The following is a 14531-nucleotide window of genomic DNA, read 5'->3' as shown; positions in this document are numbered from 1 at the left end:
GGGAACAGAAGACAGTTGTTGAAAACAGTAACGCCCTGAGAGATCATCACGCTATGTGGCTATCCGATCAGTCAAAAGCCCGGCTTGCTCTTGGTGTCATCCTCCTCGGTGCAACGCTGTTCCCCGCGGCGCTTTCAGCAGCGGAGGCTATGGACTCTACCGAACGCCAGCTTCAGCGCTGCCTCGACGATGCTGAGAATGCATCGACCGCCGGTCAGACTGGCTGCCAAGACAATGCGGCAAACGCCTATGATCGCCGAATGAATGCGGCCTATGCGACGCTGATGCGGGATCTTCCCGCCAACGCCGCCGCCCATCTGCGCGATGCCCAGCGCGCATGGCTCCTGTTTCGGGATACCAATGCCAAGGCGACTTCGGCCCTGTTCGAAACCCGAAAGGGAACGATGTACGTGCCGATGCAGGCGGCCAGTCAAGCCGCCACAGTGCGCGACCGCGCGATTGAACTTGAGCATCTACAGCAAATTCTGCGCATCGAAGGGTAGAGCGACATGATCGTAACAGCATTCCTTCTCGCCGCCACGCCCCTCCCGCACGACGTGGTGAAGGCCGATCGGATCCCGGGAATGCTGCCGGCCGGCATCCGGGACGATGAGGTCACGATTCCCGGGATCACCGATGCCGCCGTTCAGGCATGCATCCGCTTTTTCGAGCGCGAGCTGGCCCCTCAGGCGGGGATGAGGATCGACCGCAGCGCGATGACGTCCAGCCCGAGCCTGGGGCAGATTTGGCGGGCCGATGCGGTCAGCGTAAAAGCGCCGCTGCGCGCATCGCGCTTCACTTGCACGAAAGATAGCAAATCGATTGAGCCATTAGGTGCCCCGAATGCATAATAGGCTCAGGCGCATGACAACGAGAAGAGAGCATCTGGTGAGCAGGACGATCGGTACACTCCTATGCGGTCTGCTTGGCGCTGCGCCGACGGCGGTACAGGCGGGGCCCTCGCAATGGTGGTTCGTCGCACAGGGCTCCGACCGGGTACTGTTCGTCGATGTAGGGTCTATCCAGCGCGATGGCGATGTCGTTCGCTATCAAGCGAGCCAGGTGATCCGCGACCCGGCCAATCCGGCGGCGCTCATTCGTGTCTACATGAAGGCGGACTGCAAGAAGCGCACCGAGACGTGGGATCTGGCCATGCGCTATGATACCGATGACAAGCGGCTCGACGAGGCCGCGGTTTCGTATGCGCCGGAGGCAGTCGTGCCCGGCACGGTCGGGGAGGCGCAATGGCAGTTCGTTTGCGCCGACGACCGCACGGCAGCCGATGGATTTCCGCTGCAGATCGACGAGGTAGCGTTTGCCGAAGCGCTGATCGCTGATACCCAGGCTTCGGAGAGTCCGGCGGCGCTCCATGAACGGATGCGCCTCGACCCTAAAGTGCCGGTCATCCGCTCCAAGGCGCCGGGCGTCGACACCTTCGGCACGGCGCAGACCGCGCTAGCAGGCAATGCGATCGTCCCGCCACGCGATTATGCGAAGGGCGTTCAGATTCCGGCGACCAGCGATTACGACACGGATGTGGTGGGCGAGATCTACGACATCGCCTATCTCGGCGTGAAGGAGGGCGAGCTGGTGTTCGAGAAGCGCGGCTACAGCATCGACGACCTTGTCCACGCCGGCTCCGGCCAACCGATGCGCTTTCCGCAGACGCAAAAGACGGTCACAATCGGCGACTTCATGATCGACGTGCTGCAGGCTACACCGCAATCGCTGCGCTTTCAGGCGCGGCTCGTCCGCAGCGGAGCGAATGGGGAAGGCGGTTGAGGTGGGCCATAACGCCCATGATCGTTCTGACGCTGGCTGTCGTATCCACGGCGCATCCTGTGCGGTCGCAGGAGGCCGCCGCAGCGACGCAGGAAGCCGATCCCGATTTGCCACTCGATGAAGCCCCGGCTTCCGCGTCGACCCTCGCCACCCGCTGCGAAGAGGATGATGCCGGCAGCTGTTTCGAACTAAGCAACCGATACCGTGAAGGTCGAGATGTCGCGCGTGACTTGGTTCGGGCAACAGACCTGACCATAAAGGCATGCAGGCTCGGCAATATGGCAAGCTGCTCCATGGCCGGGTTCGCCTATGGGCAAGGACAGGGTGCTGCGCTGTCGATGGACCGGGCGGCTGCTTATTATGCCCAGGCTTGCGACGGCGGCAATGCCAACGGCTGCTCAAACCTCGGCCTAGCCTATATTCACGGGGATGGGGTCGCGAAGGATGAGCACCGTGCTGCCGCCCTCTTCAGGCAAGCCTGCGACAACGGGTCGCCGGATGGATGCATGAACCTGGGCGCCGCCCTCTCGCTGGGCAAGGGCCTGCCTCGTGACCAGAAAGAGGCCGCCCGATTGTTCATGCAGGGCTGCGACGGCGACGATGAAAAATCATGCTACAATCTTGGCGTCCTCTATCGCGACGGCCAGGGTGTCTCTCGCGATTATGGGCAGGCGGCTGCGCTGTTCGACAGATCATGCAGCTCTGGCGACGCAAGCGCCTGCGGGAACCTGGCCATGATGATCCATCAGCGCCATGAAGTGACCAAAGACCGGGGCTATGCCCTCGACTTGTTCGACAAGGCATGCAGCCTCGGCGATCCGGAGAGCTGCCTCATGCTGGGCAAGGCCTATCAAGAGGGGAGCGGTCGAGATCGCGACTTTGTCCGCGCGATCGCCTTGTTTGAACGATCACTGAAGCTCGACCCGCAGGCATCCTTTGCCGGCAAGGCGAGGAAGGCACTCGCCAATGCGTACGCTGCGGCGACCGCCTCAAAAGCAATAGACAGCTCCAGGCAGCCTGGTCTCTGACGTTCATCGTCGAATCCGTCGTCACAGCAGTCTACACGCACGACCGGTTTCGGGGTTTCCAGACTTCCCTGTAGTGGCGGCTAGCTGTAGCAACGTCCCGGGCCTTGCCCACCACGCCGACCCTTATCGGTCATTTAATCGCCGATTTTTCACCTCTAGGGGAGACCGACTGCTTTGGATCCAGCAGCGGCAAAACTGTCCAAGCCTCCGAACGGTGAGAGCAGGGTGCTACAGCCATGGTTGTTTATCTGACCTGCTGCCACTGGGCCTCCGGATGCCTAAACAGGCCGATCTGCAATTGACGGTCGAGCGTCGTCCATTTATATCCGTCCGGTCAGATATAAATGGACGACGCCAATGGGCCGCAAGAAGAGTATCGATCAGAACCGCATTCTCGATGCGGCCGAAGTCGTCGTTTCAAGGGTAGGTGCGGCGCGCCTGACGCTGGACGGCGTCGCTCAGGAGGCTGGGATCAGCAAGGGTAGCGTGGTGTACGACTACGGCACCAAGCAGACCCTGATAGAGGCCATGGTCGAACGCGCGGTCGTGCGCGACAATGCCTTCAACCAGGCAGCTGCAGAACCCTTCGAGGGCAGTGACAATGCGACGATGAAGGGGCGGATATCCGCAGCAAGCCAGCCATTTCCCGACGAGTTTCGCGCGGTCGCGCTGAACATCTGCGCGGCGCTGGCTCAGGACCGCTCGCTGCGCGCTGCCATCCAGAAGAACCAGACCGCCGTGATCGACCGCATTTGCGAGGAGGCGGGGCCGTCCAGAGGCCCGATGCTCGCCTATCTCGCGCTCGAGGGCCTCAAGTTGCTCGAAACCTTAGATTACCACCAATGGTCCATCGAAGAGCGCGAAGCGCTGCTCGAGGATATCCGCTGGCTTGCATCCGGCCCTCCGGGCTGATCGTGCCGGGCCTTTGCCCGTAACCTACAAGGCAGAAAATTCCATGAAAGACTTTCAAGCCATCGGAGGTGATCGCGCCTCCGATCCAGAACTGCTGTCCCCGCTCTTTGTGACCGGGGGCAACGGCTATCTCGGGCGGAACCTGATCCGCCATTTCGTCGCCAAGGGCTTCAAGGTTGTCGCCCTCGTTCGCTCGCAGCAGTCCGCCGATGTGGTCCGCGTGCTCGGCGCAAGGCCCATTGTCGCCCAGCTTTCCAGCCCGGCCGTGACCGAGGCGATGAAAGGATGCCGCTCGCTGGTCCACGCTGCGGCCCATACGAGCCACGGTCCAGAGACGCCCGAGCATGTCCAGGTCAATGTTGAGGGAACCCGGGCCATATTTGCCATGGCCCGGCAGGCAGGTGTGCGGCGGGCAGTGCATGTCAGCACGGAATCGGTGCTTCTGGGCGGCCGGGCGCTGATCAATGTCGATGAGAACCTGGCGGTGCCTTCGCGCTTTCCCGGGGCCTACTCGCGTACCAAGGCCGAAGCGGAGCGGATTGTACGGGCGCAGAGCGGTAATGGCTTCGAGGCTGTCATCGTGCGGCCGCGCTTCGTCTGGGGGCGCGACGACACGACCGCCTTGCCGATCCTGACACAAGCCGCTCGTTCGGGGCAGATGGCCTGGATCAACGGCGGCGAATACCTGACGTCAGTCACGCATGTCGCCAATGTCTGCCATGGCATCGAACTGGCGCTGCTGAAGGGCCGGGCGGGCGAGGCTTACTTCATCACCGATGGAGAACCCACGACATTCCGCAGCTTTGTCTCCCGCTTGCTGGAAACGCAGGGGATCGATCCCCCCGAAAAGGTAGTGCCGTCCTGGCTGGTCGGCACCGTAGCCCGGGCGGGCGAGTTCGCGGCACGGCTTTCCGGGGGCCGTATCAAGACGCCTGTGACACGGCAGGATCTGGCGACGATGGCCGTCGAGGTGACGCTCGACATCACCAAGGCCAAGCGCGATCTCGGATATACCCCTGTGGTTTCGGTCGACGAAGGCATGGCGGAACTCAAGCGCCTCGCTTCCGCCGGCGGGGATCAGCAAAGGTAGGTGTTGGGCTGAGGGGCTGTGCCGGGCTGGCCTGCTTCCACCCATGCCAGTTTGCCCTTGAGGAACGCCAATGCGGCATCGAGTTCGCGCTGGCGTTCCTCAAGCCTGACGATCTGCTTGCGCAGGACTTCTCCGGTCCGCTCCGGCGAGCCGGCGCCCCGGCGGTATTCCTCTGCCAGCGCGCCGATCTCTGCGAGTGAGTATCCCAGCGACTGTTGCAGCCGGATCATCTGTGCAGCGGTAACGTCGTCCGCGCTGAACACCTGATAGGGATTGGCGCCGCCCTTCCTCGCACTGCGCTCGGGCTTCAGGAGACCTTTGGCGATGTAGAACCGCACCGTGTCGACCGATAGTCCGGCCGTCCTGGCGAACTGCGAAATCAGCATGAAGGTGTCTTGACCATTGACCATACTCCACACTTATAGGTCCTGCCTGTCAATATCTGGAGTTCTTCAATGACTGGCATAAATCGTCTTCCGCAGATCCCGCTCGGTTGCGGCGGTCCCGCCATCGGCATCCAGGGCCTGGGCTGCATGGGCATGAGCGAATTCTACGGCGATACCGATGAAACCGAATCCCTTGCCACACTGGAGCTGGCGCTCGAACTGGGCGTCACGATGTTCGACACCGCAGACGTCTACGGTATGGGTGAGAACGAGCGCTTCCTGGCGTCCTTCATTCAGGCAAACCGGGGGCGGGCGGTGATCGCGACTAAGTTCGGCTATGCCCGGACGCCTGAGAGGCCGGATAACTGGAGCCTCGACAATCGCCCGGAATTCATCCGCCAAGCAGCCGATAACTCGCTCCAACGCCTCGGCATCGAGGTCATCGATCTCTACTACATGCATCGCCGCAGCACCGATGTGCCGCTCGCGGAATCGATCGGAGCAATGGCGGACCTCGTTGCGGAGGGCAAAGTGCGTGCCTTGGGTCTTTCCGCAGTCGGCGCGCAAGAGCTGCGCGAGGCGCACGCCGTTCACCCAATTGCCGCGCTTCAGTCGGAATGGTCGATCTTCACCCGCGATATCGAGGCAGAAATCGTGCCTGCGGCTGTAAATCTTGGGGTCACGCTCGTACCCTATTCGCCGCTCGGACGAGGAATGCTCACCGGCCAGACCCTTGCCGAAAACCTGAGCGCAGGAGATGCACGTTCCTACTTCCCGCGCTTCTCTGCCGAGAATCGGGAGGCGAACATGCGCCTTGTCGCCAAGATCGAAGGGATCGCCGCAGGGCAGGGCGTCACTTCGGCGCAGGTCGCGATCGCCTGGCTTTATGCCAAGGCCGGTGAACTTGGGGCCGCTGTCTCGCCGATACCCGGAACGCGGAGCCACAGGCGCCTGCAGGAGAACGTGGCGGCCGCGTCTCTGGCGCTCGATCAGACCGCCATGGCCGAATTGGAACCGCTCGCATGCGAAGTCGCGGGAATTGCCATCTGATCAAAATTATCGCCAAGCGCCCGATCTGGGCGCTTGGCCGCTGACAGTGCCCGACCAACTCCGGACGTGGCAATCCGGGCGATGGCCTCAGCTTTTGGCGCGAAAACCTGCAATTATGTAGATGCGACTGGCCCCAAAGCTTCAATGATCCGGCATTCAGCGACAGTGCCGCCATCGCAGGAATCGATCACTGCCTTCAGCTCGCGCCGCAGGGCACGGAGGTCCGCAATCTTGCGATCCACCTCCAGCAGGTGCTGGCTGGCAATCCGGTCGATTCCAGCGCAGTTGCAGCTTTTTTCGTCGGAAACGCCAAGGAGCGCGCGCACTTTATCCAATGAAAAGCCGAGGTCACGGGATCGTCGTATGAAAGACAGGCGGCCAAGTTCAGCTTGCCCATAGTCCCGGTAGTTGCTCGACGTGCGGGCGGGCTTAGGCAGCAGGCCTATCTTCTCATAATAGCGGATCGTCTCGATCTTCGTGTTGGTCGCCTTGCCCATTTCCCCGATCGTCAACGCCATGCTCTTGACCCTGTAGTTGCTACAGGCCTCATATAGCCTGTCATCGAGAAGAAAAGGAGATGGCACATGGCTGGCGGCTGCTGCGGCGGAACATCAGAAAATGGCGGACAGACAGACGATCGCGTCTGGCGACGCGCCCTGTGGATCGCGCTGATCATCAACGCTGGCATGTTTGGCGTCGAAGTCGTCGCTGGCGTCACGGCTGGGTCAGCATCGCTCAAGGCTGACGCGCTCGATTTTTTGGGCGATGCGGCCAACTATGCCATCAGCCTCGGTGTCGCCGGACTTGCGCTGCGCTGGCGCGCCCGCGCAGCGCTCGCCAAAGGCTTGTCGTTACTGTTTCTGGGCATCTGGATCATCGCCAGCACGGCGTGGATGGCGGCACACGGAACGCTGCCTACGGCCGAGACCATGGGCATCATCGGCGTTGTCGCGCTCGTCGCCAACCTGATCTGCGCCGTCATGCTGTGGCGGCACCGGGAAGGCGACGCCAACCGCAGATCGGTCTGGATATGCTCGCGCAACGACGCGATCGGCAACATTGCAGTGGTTGCGGCTGCACTGGGCGTCTTCGGCACCGGAACGGCTTGGCCCGACATCGCCGTCGCGGCAGTGCTGGCCGGTCTTGGCGTCTCGGGCGGTTGGCAGATCATTCGCCAGGCATGGCTGGAGTTAAAAAGCCTTGACCACAGTCATGCTACTCCTCGCCAAACCGGAACCGTACGCCCCCATTGAGGACGAAGCCGTCAGTCGGCGCCCGAGCAGCGACCATCCACGCACCTGTCGGCGCGCGACTGCGGAGAAGTAGAGGATGGTGATGGGTCTGCCGGACATTGAGCAGGTTCTCCGCGTTCACGAACAAGCTGACCTTGCCAAGGACGAGTTCGCCCATGGCACCAAGCTGGACATAAGCTCGGCTGCGGATAAGATAGGGATTGTCGTCCGCGTTCGATTAAAAATTTAGCGAGTCCACGGGCGGACATTCTGCTTATGACCCGGCTGGGACGAGGACGGGCGCGGACACACTGCTGACCATCGCCGCTGATTCCAAGCATCTTGGCGCCAATATCGGCATCACAGCCGTGCTGCACACGTGGAGGATCGGCGCGGACCATCACCCGCATGTACACATGACCGTGCCCGGCGGCGGCATCGCACTGTAGGGCACACGCTGGATTTCGTCGCGCGAGGCGTCCCTGCTGCCGGTGCGGGTGCTGGGCGGATTGTTCCGACGCTTCCTCACCCGCCTACTGGCGTTTCTCGATGGCTGCAAGCTGGCCTTCTCCAGCACCTTGGCGTACCTCTCGACACGCAACCCCTTCCTGCGAAAGCTGTCGCCGATCCGGAAGAAGCGCTGGACGGTCTATGCCAAGCCGCCCTTCGCCGGGCCGCAGGCGGCGTTTGCCTATCTCTTGCGCTACCCGCACCGCGTTGCCCTCTCGAACCGGCGGCCATCTGCTTCGACGAGGCCGGCGTGATGTTCGGGTTCAAAGATTATCATGGCGACGGAACCGAACGCCAGCAGGTCATGACACTGGCCTCGGAAGATCTCTTCCGCCGCTTTCTGATCCACGTTCTGCCGCGTGGCTTCCACCGCGTCCGGCAGGGCTCACCCTGCAACATAACCGAGGTCATTCCGTCTCGGCCGATACGAAATGTGCGCCCACGCCACGGCCCTGATCAACACGGCGCACATTGCATACCGGATCAGGGAGCCAACGCGGCCTAAACGCCCCCGAAGTCCCTGACACCCTTCCCAGGACGCGCAAGCTGGCACGTCTGCCTCATTGAACCAGGACCACACGGAAGGTCTTTCACCCATAGCCCGGTTGATGGGGGCCCGGTTCCTCCATGTCAGGATTCCGTACGAAAGCGCCCGAAATCGTTAGACGAAGCTGTCATCAAGGCATGTGCTGCTGAATGACTGTTATCGCCGGATCCCGCCATTCATGAGGCAGTGCGGCGTCCCACAGCCCATGGTGGAAGTATGGTGAGTGCGGTCGGGCAGGTTTCAGGCGGGAGATGGCAATCGCTGCCGTCGCGAAGGATGATGAATTGAGGAAGGGGCCTCCGCGTTTCTCGACCGTCGAGAACGAAATACCGGTTGAGCGGTTTAGGTCGGATGACAAGATCGGAGCGATTGTTGGCTATCGTGCAGACGATGCGAGGGCGGCACGTGCCGGTCACCGCTGCTGCTTTGGCGAGCGAGTTCGTCGTATCTGAACGCACGATCTATCGCGACATTGCCGTGCTGGTCAGCCGTGGTGCTGTCATCGAGGGAGTCGCCGGCTTCGGGTACATACTCAAGCCCGGTAGTTTTCTCCCCCCAATGACATTTTCGCCTGATGAGGCTGACGCGATCATGTTGGGGCTGCGGTACGTTATGCGGCGTGGTGATGCTGCCTTGAGCGATGGGGCTCGTAGCGCAATGGCGAAGATCGCGGAGGTTATGCCCGACGACTCAGTCAACCAAGCGTACTTGAACGGGCTGGTAGTCGGCCCTGCCGGTTCGCCTCAGGGCAAAGTGATCACGACGATCCGGAGTGCGATCCGCCTTGGGCTGAAGCTGACGTTCGCATACACTGATGCCGAAGGACGCTCATCGTCACGGGTCGTCTGGCCGGTAGTCTTAGGATTCTTCGACCACGTGGAAATGCTTGCGGCCTGGTGCGAGGCGAGGGGGGCTTTCCGGCACTTCCGTACCGATCGCATCCACGGTGAGCAGATGACCGATCAACCGATCCCAATGAGCAGCGACCGGTTGATGTCCAGCTATCGCGAGGTAGAGAAAGGCGTCGCGCCGTGACGCCTCCTGACATAAATTGTCACCCCGTTGCCCTATCTCCGAGGCATACAGAAGAGGAGAGAATGATGTTCATAGTCCTGGGCGCAACCGGGCATGTCGGATCGGCAACCGCCGAGACACTGCTGAAGCAAGGTGAAACCGTCACGGTCGTAACGCGCGACGCCGAAAAGGCCGAACTCCTCCAAAAGCTGGGCGCAGAAATCGCTGTCGCCGACGTTCATGACGTAGAGACGATGCGCAACGTCTTCCGGTTCGGAAAGCGTCTGTTCCTGCTCAACCCGCCGCCGCACCGGACACCGATACCGATCAAACCGAAAAGGAAACAGTACGTCATCTCTTGGCGGCAGTTGACGGTTCGGGGCTCGATAAGATCGTCGCGGAGTCCACCTACGGCGCACAACGGGGTGACCACCTCGGCGACATGAACACCCTGTATGAGATGGAGCAGGGTCTGAAGGCGCAATCGATCCCATACAGCGTCATTCGTGCCGCCTATTACATGAGCAACTGGGACATGATGATCGAGCCGGCGCAAAAAGATGGCGTCGTGCCCACCATGTACCCGGCTGATCTCAAAATACCGATGGTCGCACCAACGGACCTCGGCGCGATCGCGGCCGAGTTGCTTAAAGAACCGGTAGAGCGCACTGACATCCATTATGTAGAAGGCCCGGAGCGCTACTCTTCTGCCGACGTCGCTCAGGCATTCGCCAGCGCGTTGGGCAAGCCCGTGAAGCCGGTTGTAACTCCGCGTGACCGATGGAAAGCAACCTACCTCAAGCTTGGCTTCTCCGAACCCGCCGCCCGGTCTTATGCCCGCATGACCGGCGTCAGCGTCGATGGCGACTTCGAGATTCCCGACGATCCGATCCGTGGCAACATCACACTACAGGCCTATGTCGATGCCCTCTGTTCGCGGTCCTGAGCTTACATCGCTGGCAATGAATGCGTATCTCCTGACTGGCGTCGGCGAGCGTTTTGCCAACTCCGATGGAAGCAGGCGTCAGGACGAGCTCGGTCGCTATCGCCCAGGCGAACGGATCCGCCTTCAACGGGAGACTGAAAATTCACACGATCGGCTTGCTGTGGCGCTCTGCTCATACCGCGCGGTGCAAGCCGGCTATATCGGTCGCGAACACGCCAGATAGCTTGCGCCTCTGCCTGCCGACGGTCAGCCCGTGATTGTCAGCATCGTTCGCGTAGCGCCGAAGGGACGACCGTCCTCACCTGTGGTCTTGACCATGAGGTGCATGTTGACGACAGAACTGGTGCCTGATTTGACGGGCTTCAGAAGGCGGTGGCGATCTGCTGGACGACCGAGATTGGGGCGGCTGCAAACTGGCAGCTTTCTGACGGACGGTCGGCGGCTCCTGTCAGGTCGAGACGTTCGCGTCGTCGCGGAGAACGGCAATATCTGGTCGAGACTCTACATAGAACGGTCGGCAGCTATGCCCGCAATCCGCCTCCAATCCGGACAATCTCCTACCGGCCCTAAGCGGTCGATCACGCTAAGGGACAACGCCAGTCTGCAGAGCGCCAAATCCAAAATTTCGGCGACGATTTTGACAGGCCCATAAACCAAAGGCCGGCTGTCCAACGCCAAGTCGCGTCGTTAGCGGGACATCGGCCAGACATCCCGCTAATCGTAAGTATCCTCACCAGAGGGCTGGCGCTGGTAGGCCGCAACGTCGAAAGGCTAGGAGCAGCGTGTTGTGCATCAAGGTCATGATCGTCATCGGACCAACGCCCCCTGGGACCGGGGTGATTGCACCCGCAACCGTCAATGCAGACCCAAAATGGACATCACCCAACAACCTTTTCTTGCCGTCGCGAACAACTCGCGTCGTACCTACATCGATCACGGTAGCGCCAGGCTTGATCCAGGTTTCTCGGATCATCTCCGCCTGGCCGGACGCCGCCACTACTATGTCCGCCCGCCGGACTTTATCCGCAAGGTCGCGTGTTCGCGAATGGGCAATTGTGACCGTGCAATTCTCATTCAACAGAAGGAGAGCCATCGGCTTGCCGACAAGGATCGACCGGCCGATCACGATGGCATCCAGGCCGGCAAGGCTGCCCAATTCCGACTTGAGGAGCATCAGGCATCCAAGCGGCGTACATGAGACGGGGCCTGCGATTCCTGAAACGAGCTTTCCGGAACTTTGGGGATGCAAGCCGTCCACATCCTTGTCAGGATCAATCGCGCTGATGATCGCAGCCTCCTCAATATGCTTAGGAAGAGGAAGTTGGACCAAAATACCGTCTACGGCATCGTCGTCATTAAGTTGCGCAATAAGGCGTAACAGTTCTTTCTGCCCGATGTCAGCTGAAAGCAGATGTTCGATGCTCGCCATGCCCAGTTCGCCGGCCATCCCGACCTTGCTTCGGACATAGATTTCACTGGCGGGGTCGCAGCCTGCCAGGACGACCGCCAAGCCCGGCTTCCGTCCGACCTGTGCACTGAAGTCTGACAGCGCCGCCTTAAGTCGACCGGCCAGTCTCTCGGCAAACATTTTTCCATCGATGACTTTGGCGCTCATATCGGGCTCCCTCAAAGGAAGGTTGCTCGGATTCCTCCGACTGCCCAGGCGAGCGGCTTTCTGCGGCGCGGTCCCCGATGGTGGCCCATCTGATCGCCAGTAACGCGCAAGCGGCGTCTTAGCTCTTGACTGTCATCCGGTCAAATTTGCCCTTCTTGGATTGCGCAAGTCACCTCAGTTACGGCTGTGCGAGGGCGCACCGCAGCGCGGTTCGAACCGGTACGAGCCAAGAATATCTCAGCCGGCTTGGCGGCACCCTGCCGGCGGCGACGACACGTCGTTCCGGCGTAGAGCCAAAAATGTCGGCTCACGCTCAAACCAAACGACTGCCTATTGCAGAGCCACAAGCATCCTCTAGCCTCACGTAATCTGCCACGACGCCATGCCAGCGGCAGCTATGGAAGAGCTATCCCGGGATGCTCAAGCATGCTGACCTCACTGCGAATGCTCATGCGTAATATGGCGGTCAACGCGGCGCGATAGCCAGCATGTCCCATGCGCGCATCGCATTCGAGATTGCGCCATTGAGTACGTCCCCTGTCATTCCATCGCGTGCGAGCAGGGAAATACCGAGCAGGAGCCCGTCGAACATCGCGGCAAGGCCGACTGTGTCCACCTCGGCCGGCAATGTCCCGTTCTCGATCGCGCTGGTCACGCAAAGAACGATCGCTTGGCGATTGGCCTGGCGCTCCGTCGCCGTCAGTCCTTTCAGAGCGGTCGTCTGATCCGAACCGATGGTTGCCGACAACGTGACCATGCAGCCGGTGGGATGACCCGGTGTCGTCTGCATCATGGCCGAGCGGCGCAACGCATGCTCAATCCGCTCGCGCGGCGGCAGCGTCTGGTCGCGCAACGCGTCCGTTACCCGGCCATAAGTGGCCAGATAAACAGACAGGGCCTCACGATAGAGCGCCTCCTTCGAACCGAAAGCCGCGTAGAAGCTCGCTGAGGAGATGCCGCCCATCGCGGTGCGCAACTGGTCCAACGACACGCCTTCATAACCGTGTTGCCAGAACAGATGCGTGGCGATTGTGACGGCGGCATCACGATCGAAGCTGCGGGGCCGTCCCGTGCGGGCCATGTTTCTCCTCCAATCTGAGATCTGAACTACTCGATCCAGAAGTCGTTGACAAGCGCCGCGCTTTCGATGATTTCTGGATCGAATCATCCATAATTCGAGTTGGACCATGGCTTCTAGCATTGATAACCCGCCTGTTTCACCGAGCCGCGCTGACGAAAGGCTTCCCGTCGGCGCGCTGTCGGCTCTGGCGATGACAGGTTTCATCTGCATCGCGACGGAGACTTTACCCGCCGGCCTCCTGCCGCAGATTTCCGCAAGCCTGGCACTTTCGTCCGCACTGGCGGGTCAACTCGTGACGGCTTACGCGCTTGGTTCGGTGCTGGCAGTGATCCCTTTGACGATCCTGACCAGCGCCTGGCCCCGTCGCCATGTGCTGCTGCTGACCGTCTTCGGCTTCCTGATGTTCAACGGGATCACCGCGTGGTCCTCGGACTATCGCGTAACGCTGGCGGCCCGTTTCCTTGCGGGTTGCGCGGCGGGACTTGGCTGGGGTCTTCTCGCGGCCTTCGCCCGGCAGATGGTTGAGCCAAGCCAGCAGGGGAAGGCGATGGCGATCGCGATGGTCGGCACGCCGATCGCTCTCTCGCTGGGCGTCCCGCTCGGCACCTGGCTTGGCGGCGCTGTCGGTTGGCGCGCGGCATTCGGCATCATGTCGCTGCTGGCACTCCTGCTCGTCGGATGGGTCTTGCTCAAGGTGCCGAACTACCCCGGGCGGAAGGCATCCTCGCGCCTTTCGATCGGCAAGGTATTTACAGCGCCCGGCATCCGACCCGTCCTTGGCGTAGTGATGACGTGGATGCTGGCTCACAACATCCTCTATACCTATGTCGCGCCGTTCGTGGCACCGGCGGGCTTGGCGGAACGAGTCGATCTCGTGCTGCTGGTCTTCGGCATCGCCGCCCTTGCAGGAATTTGGATGACGGGTCGTCTGGTCGATCGTCATCTGCGCACCACCGTGCTTGCCAGCCTGGCCGGTTTTGCCATCATTGCGCTTCTATTTGGTCTGGTGACGCCGCAGCCAGTCATCATTGTCGCTGGGGTTGCGATCTGGGGACTGACTTTTGGCGGCGCTGCGACCCTGCTCCAGACCGCGCTGGCCGACACCGCGGGCGATCAGGCCGATGTCGCGCTGTCTATGAACGTCGTGACATGGAACCTGGCGATCGCCGGCGGCGGCGTGCTGGGCGGATTGCTGCTTGATCACTTGGGCGCTGCAAGTTTCCCCTGGGCGATGCTTACGCTGTTGATCGGCGGGCTGGTGATTGCCTGGTCGGCGCGTGGTTACGGGTTCCCCGCAGGGCCGCGCCGTCATTCCGGCGCAGCCTCGGGACACTGACC

At 61.4% G+C, this 14531-nt stretch carries 17 protein-coding genes, 1 pseudogene and 1 riboswitch; of the genes and pseudogenes, 14 read left to right on the top strand and 4 right to left on the bottom strand.

What is annotated here, in order from left to right:
* Positions 1-53: 53 nt before the first annotated feature.
* The 6 genes from EDF58_RS22110 to EDF58_RS22085 all read left to right on the top strand — a co-directional run bounded on the left by EDF58_RS22110 (position 54) and on the right by EDF58_RS22085 (position 4812).
* A complete protein-coding gene (locus EDF58_RS22110; protein ID WP_132269500.1) occupies positions 54-503 on the top strand; it encodes a lysozyme inhibitor LprI family protein in 450 nt (149 codons plus the stop codon).
* 6 nt (positions 504-509) lie between these two features.
* Positions 510-851 (top strand): hypothetical protein, encoded by a 342-nt coding sequence (locus tag EDF58_RS22105; RefSeq protein WP_132269499.1) that lies wholly within the window; start codon positions 510-512, stop codon positions 849-851.
* A 37-nt stretch (positions 852-888) separates the two neighbouring features.
* On the top strand, positions 889-1782 hold the full coding sequence (locus EDF58_RS22100) for a surface-adhesin E family protein (protein ID WP_132269497.1): 894 nt from the start codon (positions 889-891) through the stop codon (positions 1780-1782).
* 17 nt (positions 1783-1799) lie between these two features.
* Complete coding sequence (locus tag EDF58_RS22095) at positions 1800-2810, top strand: tetratricopeptide repeat protein (RefSeq protein ID WP_132269495.1); 1011 nt, start codon at positions 1800-1802, stop codon at positions 2808-2810.
* Between the two features lie 357 nt (positions 2811-3167).
* Complete coding sequence (locus EDF58_RS22090) at positions 3168-3722, top strand: TetR/AcrR family transcriptional regulator (protein WP_132269493.1); 555 nt, start codon at positions 3168-3170, stop codon at positions 3720-3722.
* A gap of 43 nt (positions 3723-3765) precedes the next feature.
* Positions 3766-4812 carry an NAD-dependent epimerase/dehydratase family protein gene (locus tag EDF58_RS22085; RefSeq protein ID WP_132269492.1) on the top strand — a complete coding sequence of 349 codons (1047 nt, stop codon included), beginning with the start codon at positions 3766-3768 and terminating at the stop codon, positions 4810-4812.
* On the opposite strand, the gene EDF58_RS22080 is transcribed toward EDF58_RS22085, so the two are convergent.
* Positions 4800-5198, bottom strand: coding sequence for a MerR family transcriptional regulator (locus EDF58_RS22080; protein WP_132269490.1), 399 nt, complete (start codon positions 5196-5198; stop codon positions 4800-4802). The genes EDF58_RS22085 and EDF58_RS22080 overlap by 13 nt on opposite strands.
* A 69-nt stretch (positions 5199-5267) precedes the next feature.
* Between EDF58_RS22080 and EDF58_RS22075 the strand changes: the two genes are divergently transcribed.
* Complete coding sequence (locus EDF58_RS22075) at positions 5268-6248, top strand: aldo/keto reductase (RefSeq protein WP_132269489.1); 981 nt, start codon at positions 5268-5270, stop codon at positions 6246-6248.
* Between the two features lie 113 nt (positions 6249-6361).
* Here EDF58_RS22075 and EDF58_RS22070 read toward each other — a convergent pair whose 3' ends face one another.
* The gene (locus tag EDF58_RS22070; RefSeq protein WP_132269487.1) at positions 6362-6766 is read right to left on the bottom strand and encodes a helix-turn-helix domain-containing protein; all 405 of its coding nucleotides are present in this window, start codon (positions 6764-6766) and stop codon (positions 6362-6364) included.
* 66 nt (positions 6767-6832) lie between these two features.
* Here EDF58_RS22070 and EDF58_RS22065 point away from each other — a divergent pair, with 66 nt between their 5' ends.
* From EDF58_RS22065 to EDF58_RS26175, 6 genes and pseudogenes are all read left to right on the top strand, one after another.
* Complete coding sequence (locus EDF58_RS22065; protein ID WP_132269486.1) at positions 6833-7501, top strand: cation transporter; 669 nt, start codon at positions 6833-6835, stop codon at positions 7499-7501.
* Between the two features lie 76 nt (positions 7502-7577).
* Entirely contained in the window at positions 7578-7730 is a 153-nt protein-coding gene (locus EDF58_RS25980) for a hypothetical protein (protein ID WP_165921525.1), read from the top strand.
* Between the two features lie 52 nt (positions 7731-7782).
* Positions 7783-8369 (top strand): annotated as a pseudogene (locus EDF58_RS22060) (transposase); the annotation flags it as partial.
* A gap of 540 nt (positions 8370-8909) precedes the next feature.
* Positions 8910-9572 carry a YafY family protein gene (locus EDF58_RS22055; RefSeq protein ID WP_165921524.1) on the top strand — a complete coding sequence of 221 codons (663 nt, stop codon included), beginning with the start codon at positions 8910-8912 and terminating at the stop codon, positions 9570-9572.
* A 62-nt stretch (positions 9573-9634) separates the two neighbouring features.
* A complete protein-coding gene (locus EDF58_RS26180) occupies positions 9635-9997 on the top strand; it encodes an NAD(P)H-binding protein (protein ID WP_207913100.1) in 363 nt (120 codons plus the stop codon).
* Positions 9994-10497 (top strand): NmrA family NAD(P)-binding protein, encoded by a 504-nt coding sequence (locus EDF58_RS26175; RefSeq protein ID WP_207913099.1) that lies wholly within the window; start codon positions 9994-9996, stop codon positions 10495-10497. The genes EDF58_RS26180 and EDF58_RS26175 overlap by 4 nt, the downstream gene beginning before the upstream one ends.
* A gap of 730 nt (positions 10498-11227) precedes the next feature.
* Here the strand turns inward: EDF58_RS26175 and folD are convergent.
* On the bottom strand, positions 11228-12112 hold the full coding sequence (gene folD / locus EDF58_RS22045; protein ID WP_132269482.1) for a bifunctional methylenetetrahydrofolate dehydrogenase/methenyltetrahydrofolate cyclohydrolase FolD: 885 nt from the start codon (positions 12110-12112) through the stop codon (positions 11228-11230).
* Between the two features lie 35 nt (positions 12113-12147).
* Positions 12148-12226, bottom strand: a riboswitch (ZMP/ZTP riboswitch).
* A gap of 352 nt (positions 12227-12578) precedes the next feature.
* Entirely contained in the window at positions 12579-13193 is a 615-nt protein-coding gene (locus tag EDF58_RS22040) for a TetR/AcrR family transcriptional regulator (RefSeq protein WP_132269480.1), read from the bottom strand.
* Between the two features lie 106 nt (positions 13194-13299).
* Here EDF58_RS22040 and EDF58_RS22035 point away from each other — a divergent pair, with 106 nt between their 5' ends.
* Complete coding sequence (locus EDF58_RS22035) at positions 13300-14529, top strand: MFS transporter (protein ID WP_132269478.1); 1230 nt, start codon at positions 13300-13302, stop codon at positions 14527-14529.
* Positions 14530-14531: the final 2 nt, after the last annotated feature.

Origin of the sequence: Novosphingobium sp. PhB57 (genome assembly GCF_004342985.1) — a bacterium.
GTDB lineage: Bacteria > Pseudomonadota > Alphaproteobacteria > Sphingomonadales > Sphingomonadaceae > Novosphingobium.
The sequence above is the reverse complement of the archived record's forward strand: the minus strand, read 5'-3'. Positions and strand labels throughout refer to the sequence as shown.

Bases quoted from the DNA above. Each gene is read 5' to 3' on its own strand.
- EDF58_RS22110 (WP_132269500.1), top strand. From the start codon at position 54: ATGTGGCTATCCGATCAGTCAAAAGCCCGGCTTGCTCTTGGTGTCATC.
- EDF58_RS22105 (WP_132269499.1), top strand. From the start codon at position 510: ATGATCGTAACAGCATTCCTTCTCGCCGCCACGCCCCTCCCGCACGAC.
- EDF58_RS22095 (WP_132269495.1), top strand. From the start codon at position 1,800: ATGATCGTTCTGACGCTGGCTGTCGTATCCACGGCGCATCCTGTGCGG.
- EDF58_RS22090 (WP_132269493.1), top strand. From the start codon at position 3,168: ATGGGCCGCAAGAAGAGTATCGATCAGAACCGCATTCTCGATGCGGCC.
- EDF58_RS22085 (WP_132269492.1), top strand. From the start codon at position 3,766: ATGAAAGACTTTCAAGCCATCGGAGGTGATCGCGCCTCCGATCCAGAA.
- EDF58_RS22080 (WP_132269490.1), bottom strand. From the start codon at position 5,198: ATGCTGATTTCGCAGTTCGCCAGGACGGCCGGACTATCGGTCGACACG.
- EDF58_RS22075 (WP_132269489.1), top strand. From the start codon at position 5,268: ATGACTGGCATAAATCGTCTTCCGCAGATCCCGCTCGGTTGCGGCGGT.
- EDF58_RS22070 (WP_132269487.1), bottom strand. From the start codon at position 6,766: ATGGCGTTGACGATCGGGGAAATGGGCAAGGCGACCAACACGAAGATC.
- EDF58_RS22065 (WP_132269486.1), top strand. From the start codon at position 6,833: ATGGCTGGCGGCTGCTGCGGCGGAACATCAGAAAATGGCGGACAGACA.
- EDF58_RS25980 (WP_165921525.1), top strand. From the start codon at position 7,578: ATGGTGATGGGTCTGCCGGACATTGAGCAGGTTCTCCGCGTTCACGAA.
- EDF58_RS26180 (WP_207913100.1), top strand. From the start codon at position 9,635: ATGATGTTCATAGTCCTGGGCGCAACCGGGCATGTCGGATCGGCAACC.
- EDF58_RS26175 (WP_207913099.1), top strand. From the start codon at position 9,994: ATGAACACCCTGTATGAGATGGAGCAGGGTCTGAAGGCGCAATCGATC.
- folD (WP_132269482.1), bottom strand. From the start codon at position 12,112: ATGAGCGCCAAAGTCATCGATGGAAAAATGTTTGCCGAGAGACTGGCC.
- EDF58_RS22040 (WP_132269480.1), bottom strand. From the start codon at position 13,193: ATGGCCCGCACGGGACGGCCCCGCAGCTTCGATCGTGATGCCGCCGTC.
- EDF58_RS22035 (WP_132269478.1), top strand. From the start codon at position 13,300: ATGGCTTCTAGCATTGATAACCCGCCTGTTTCACCGAGCCGCGCTGAC.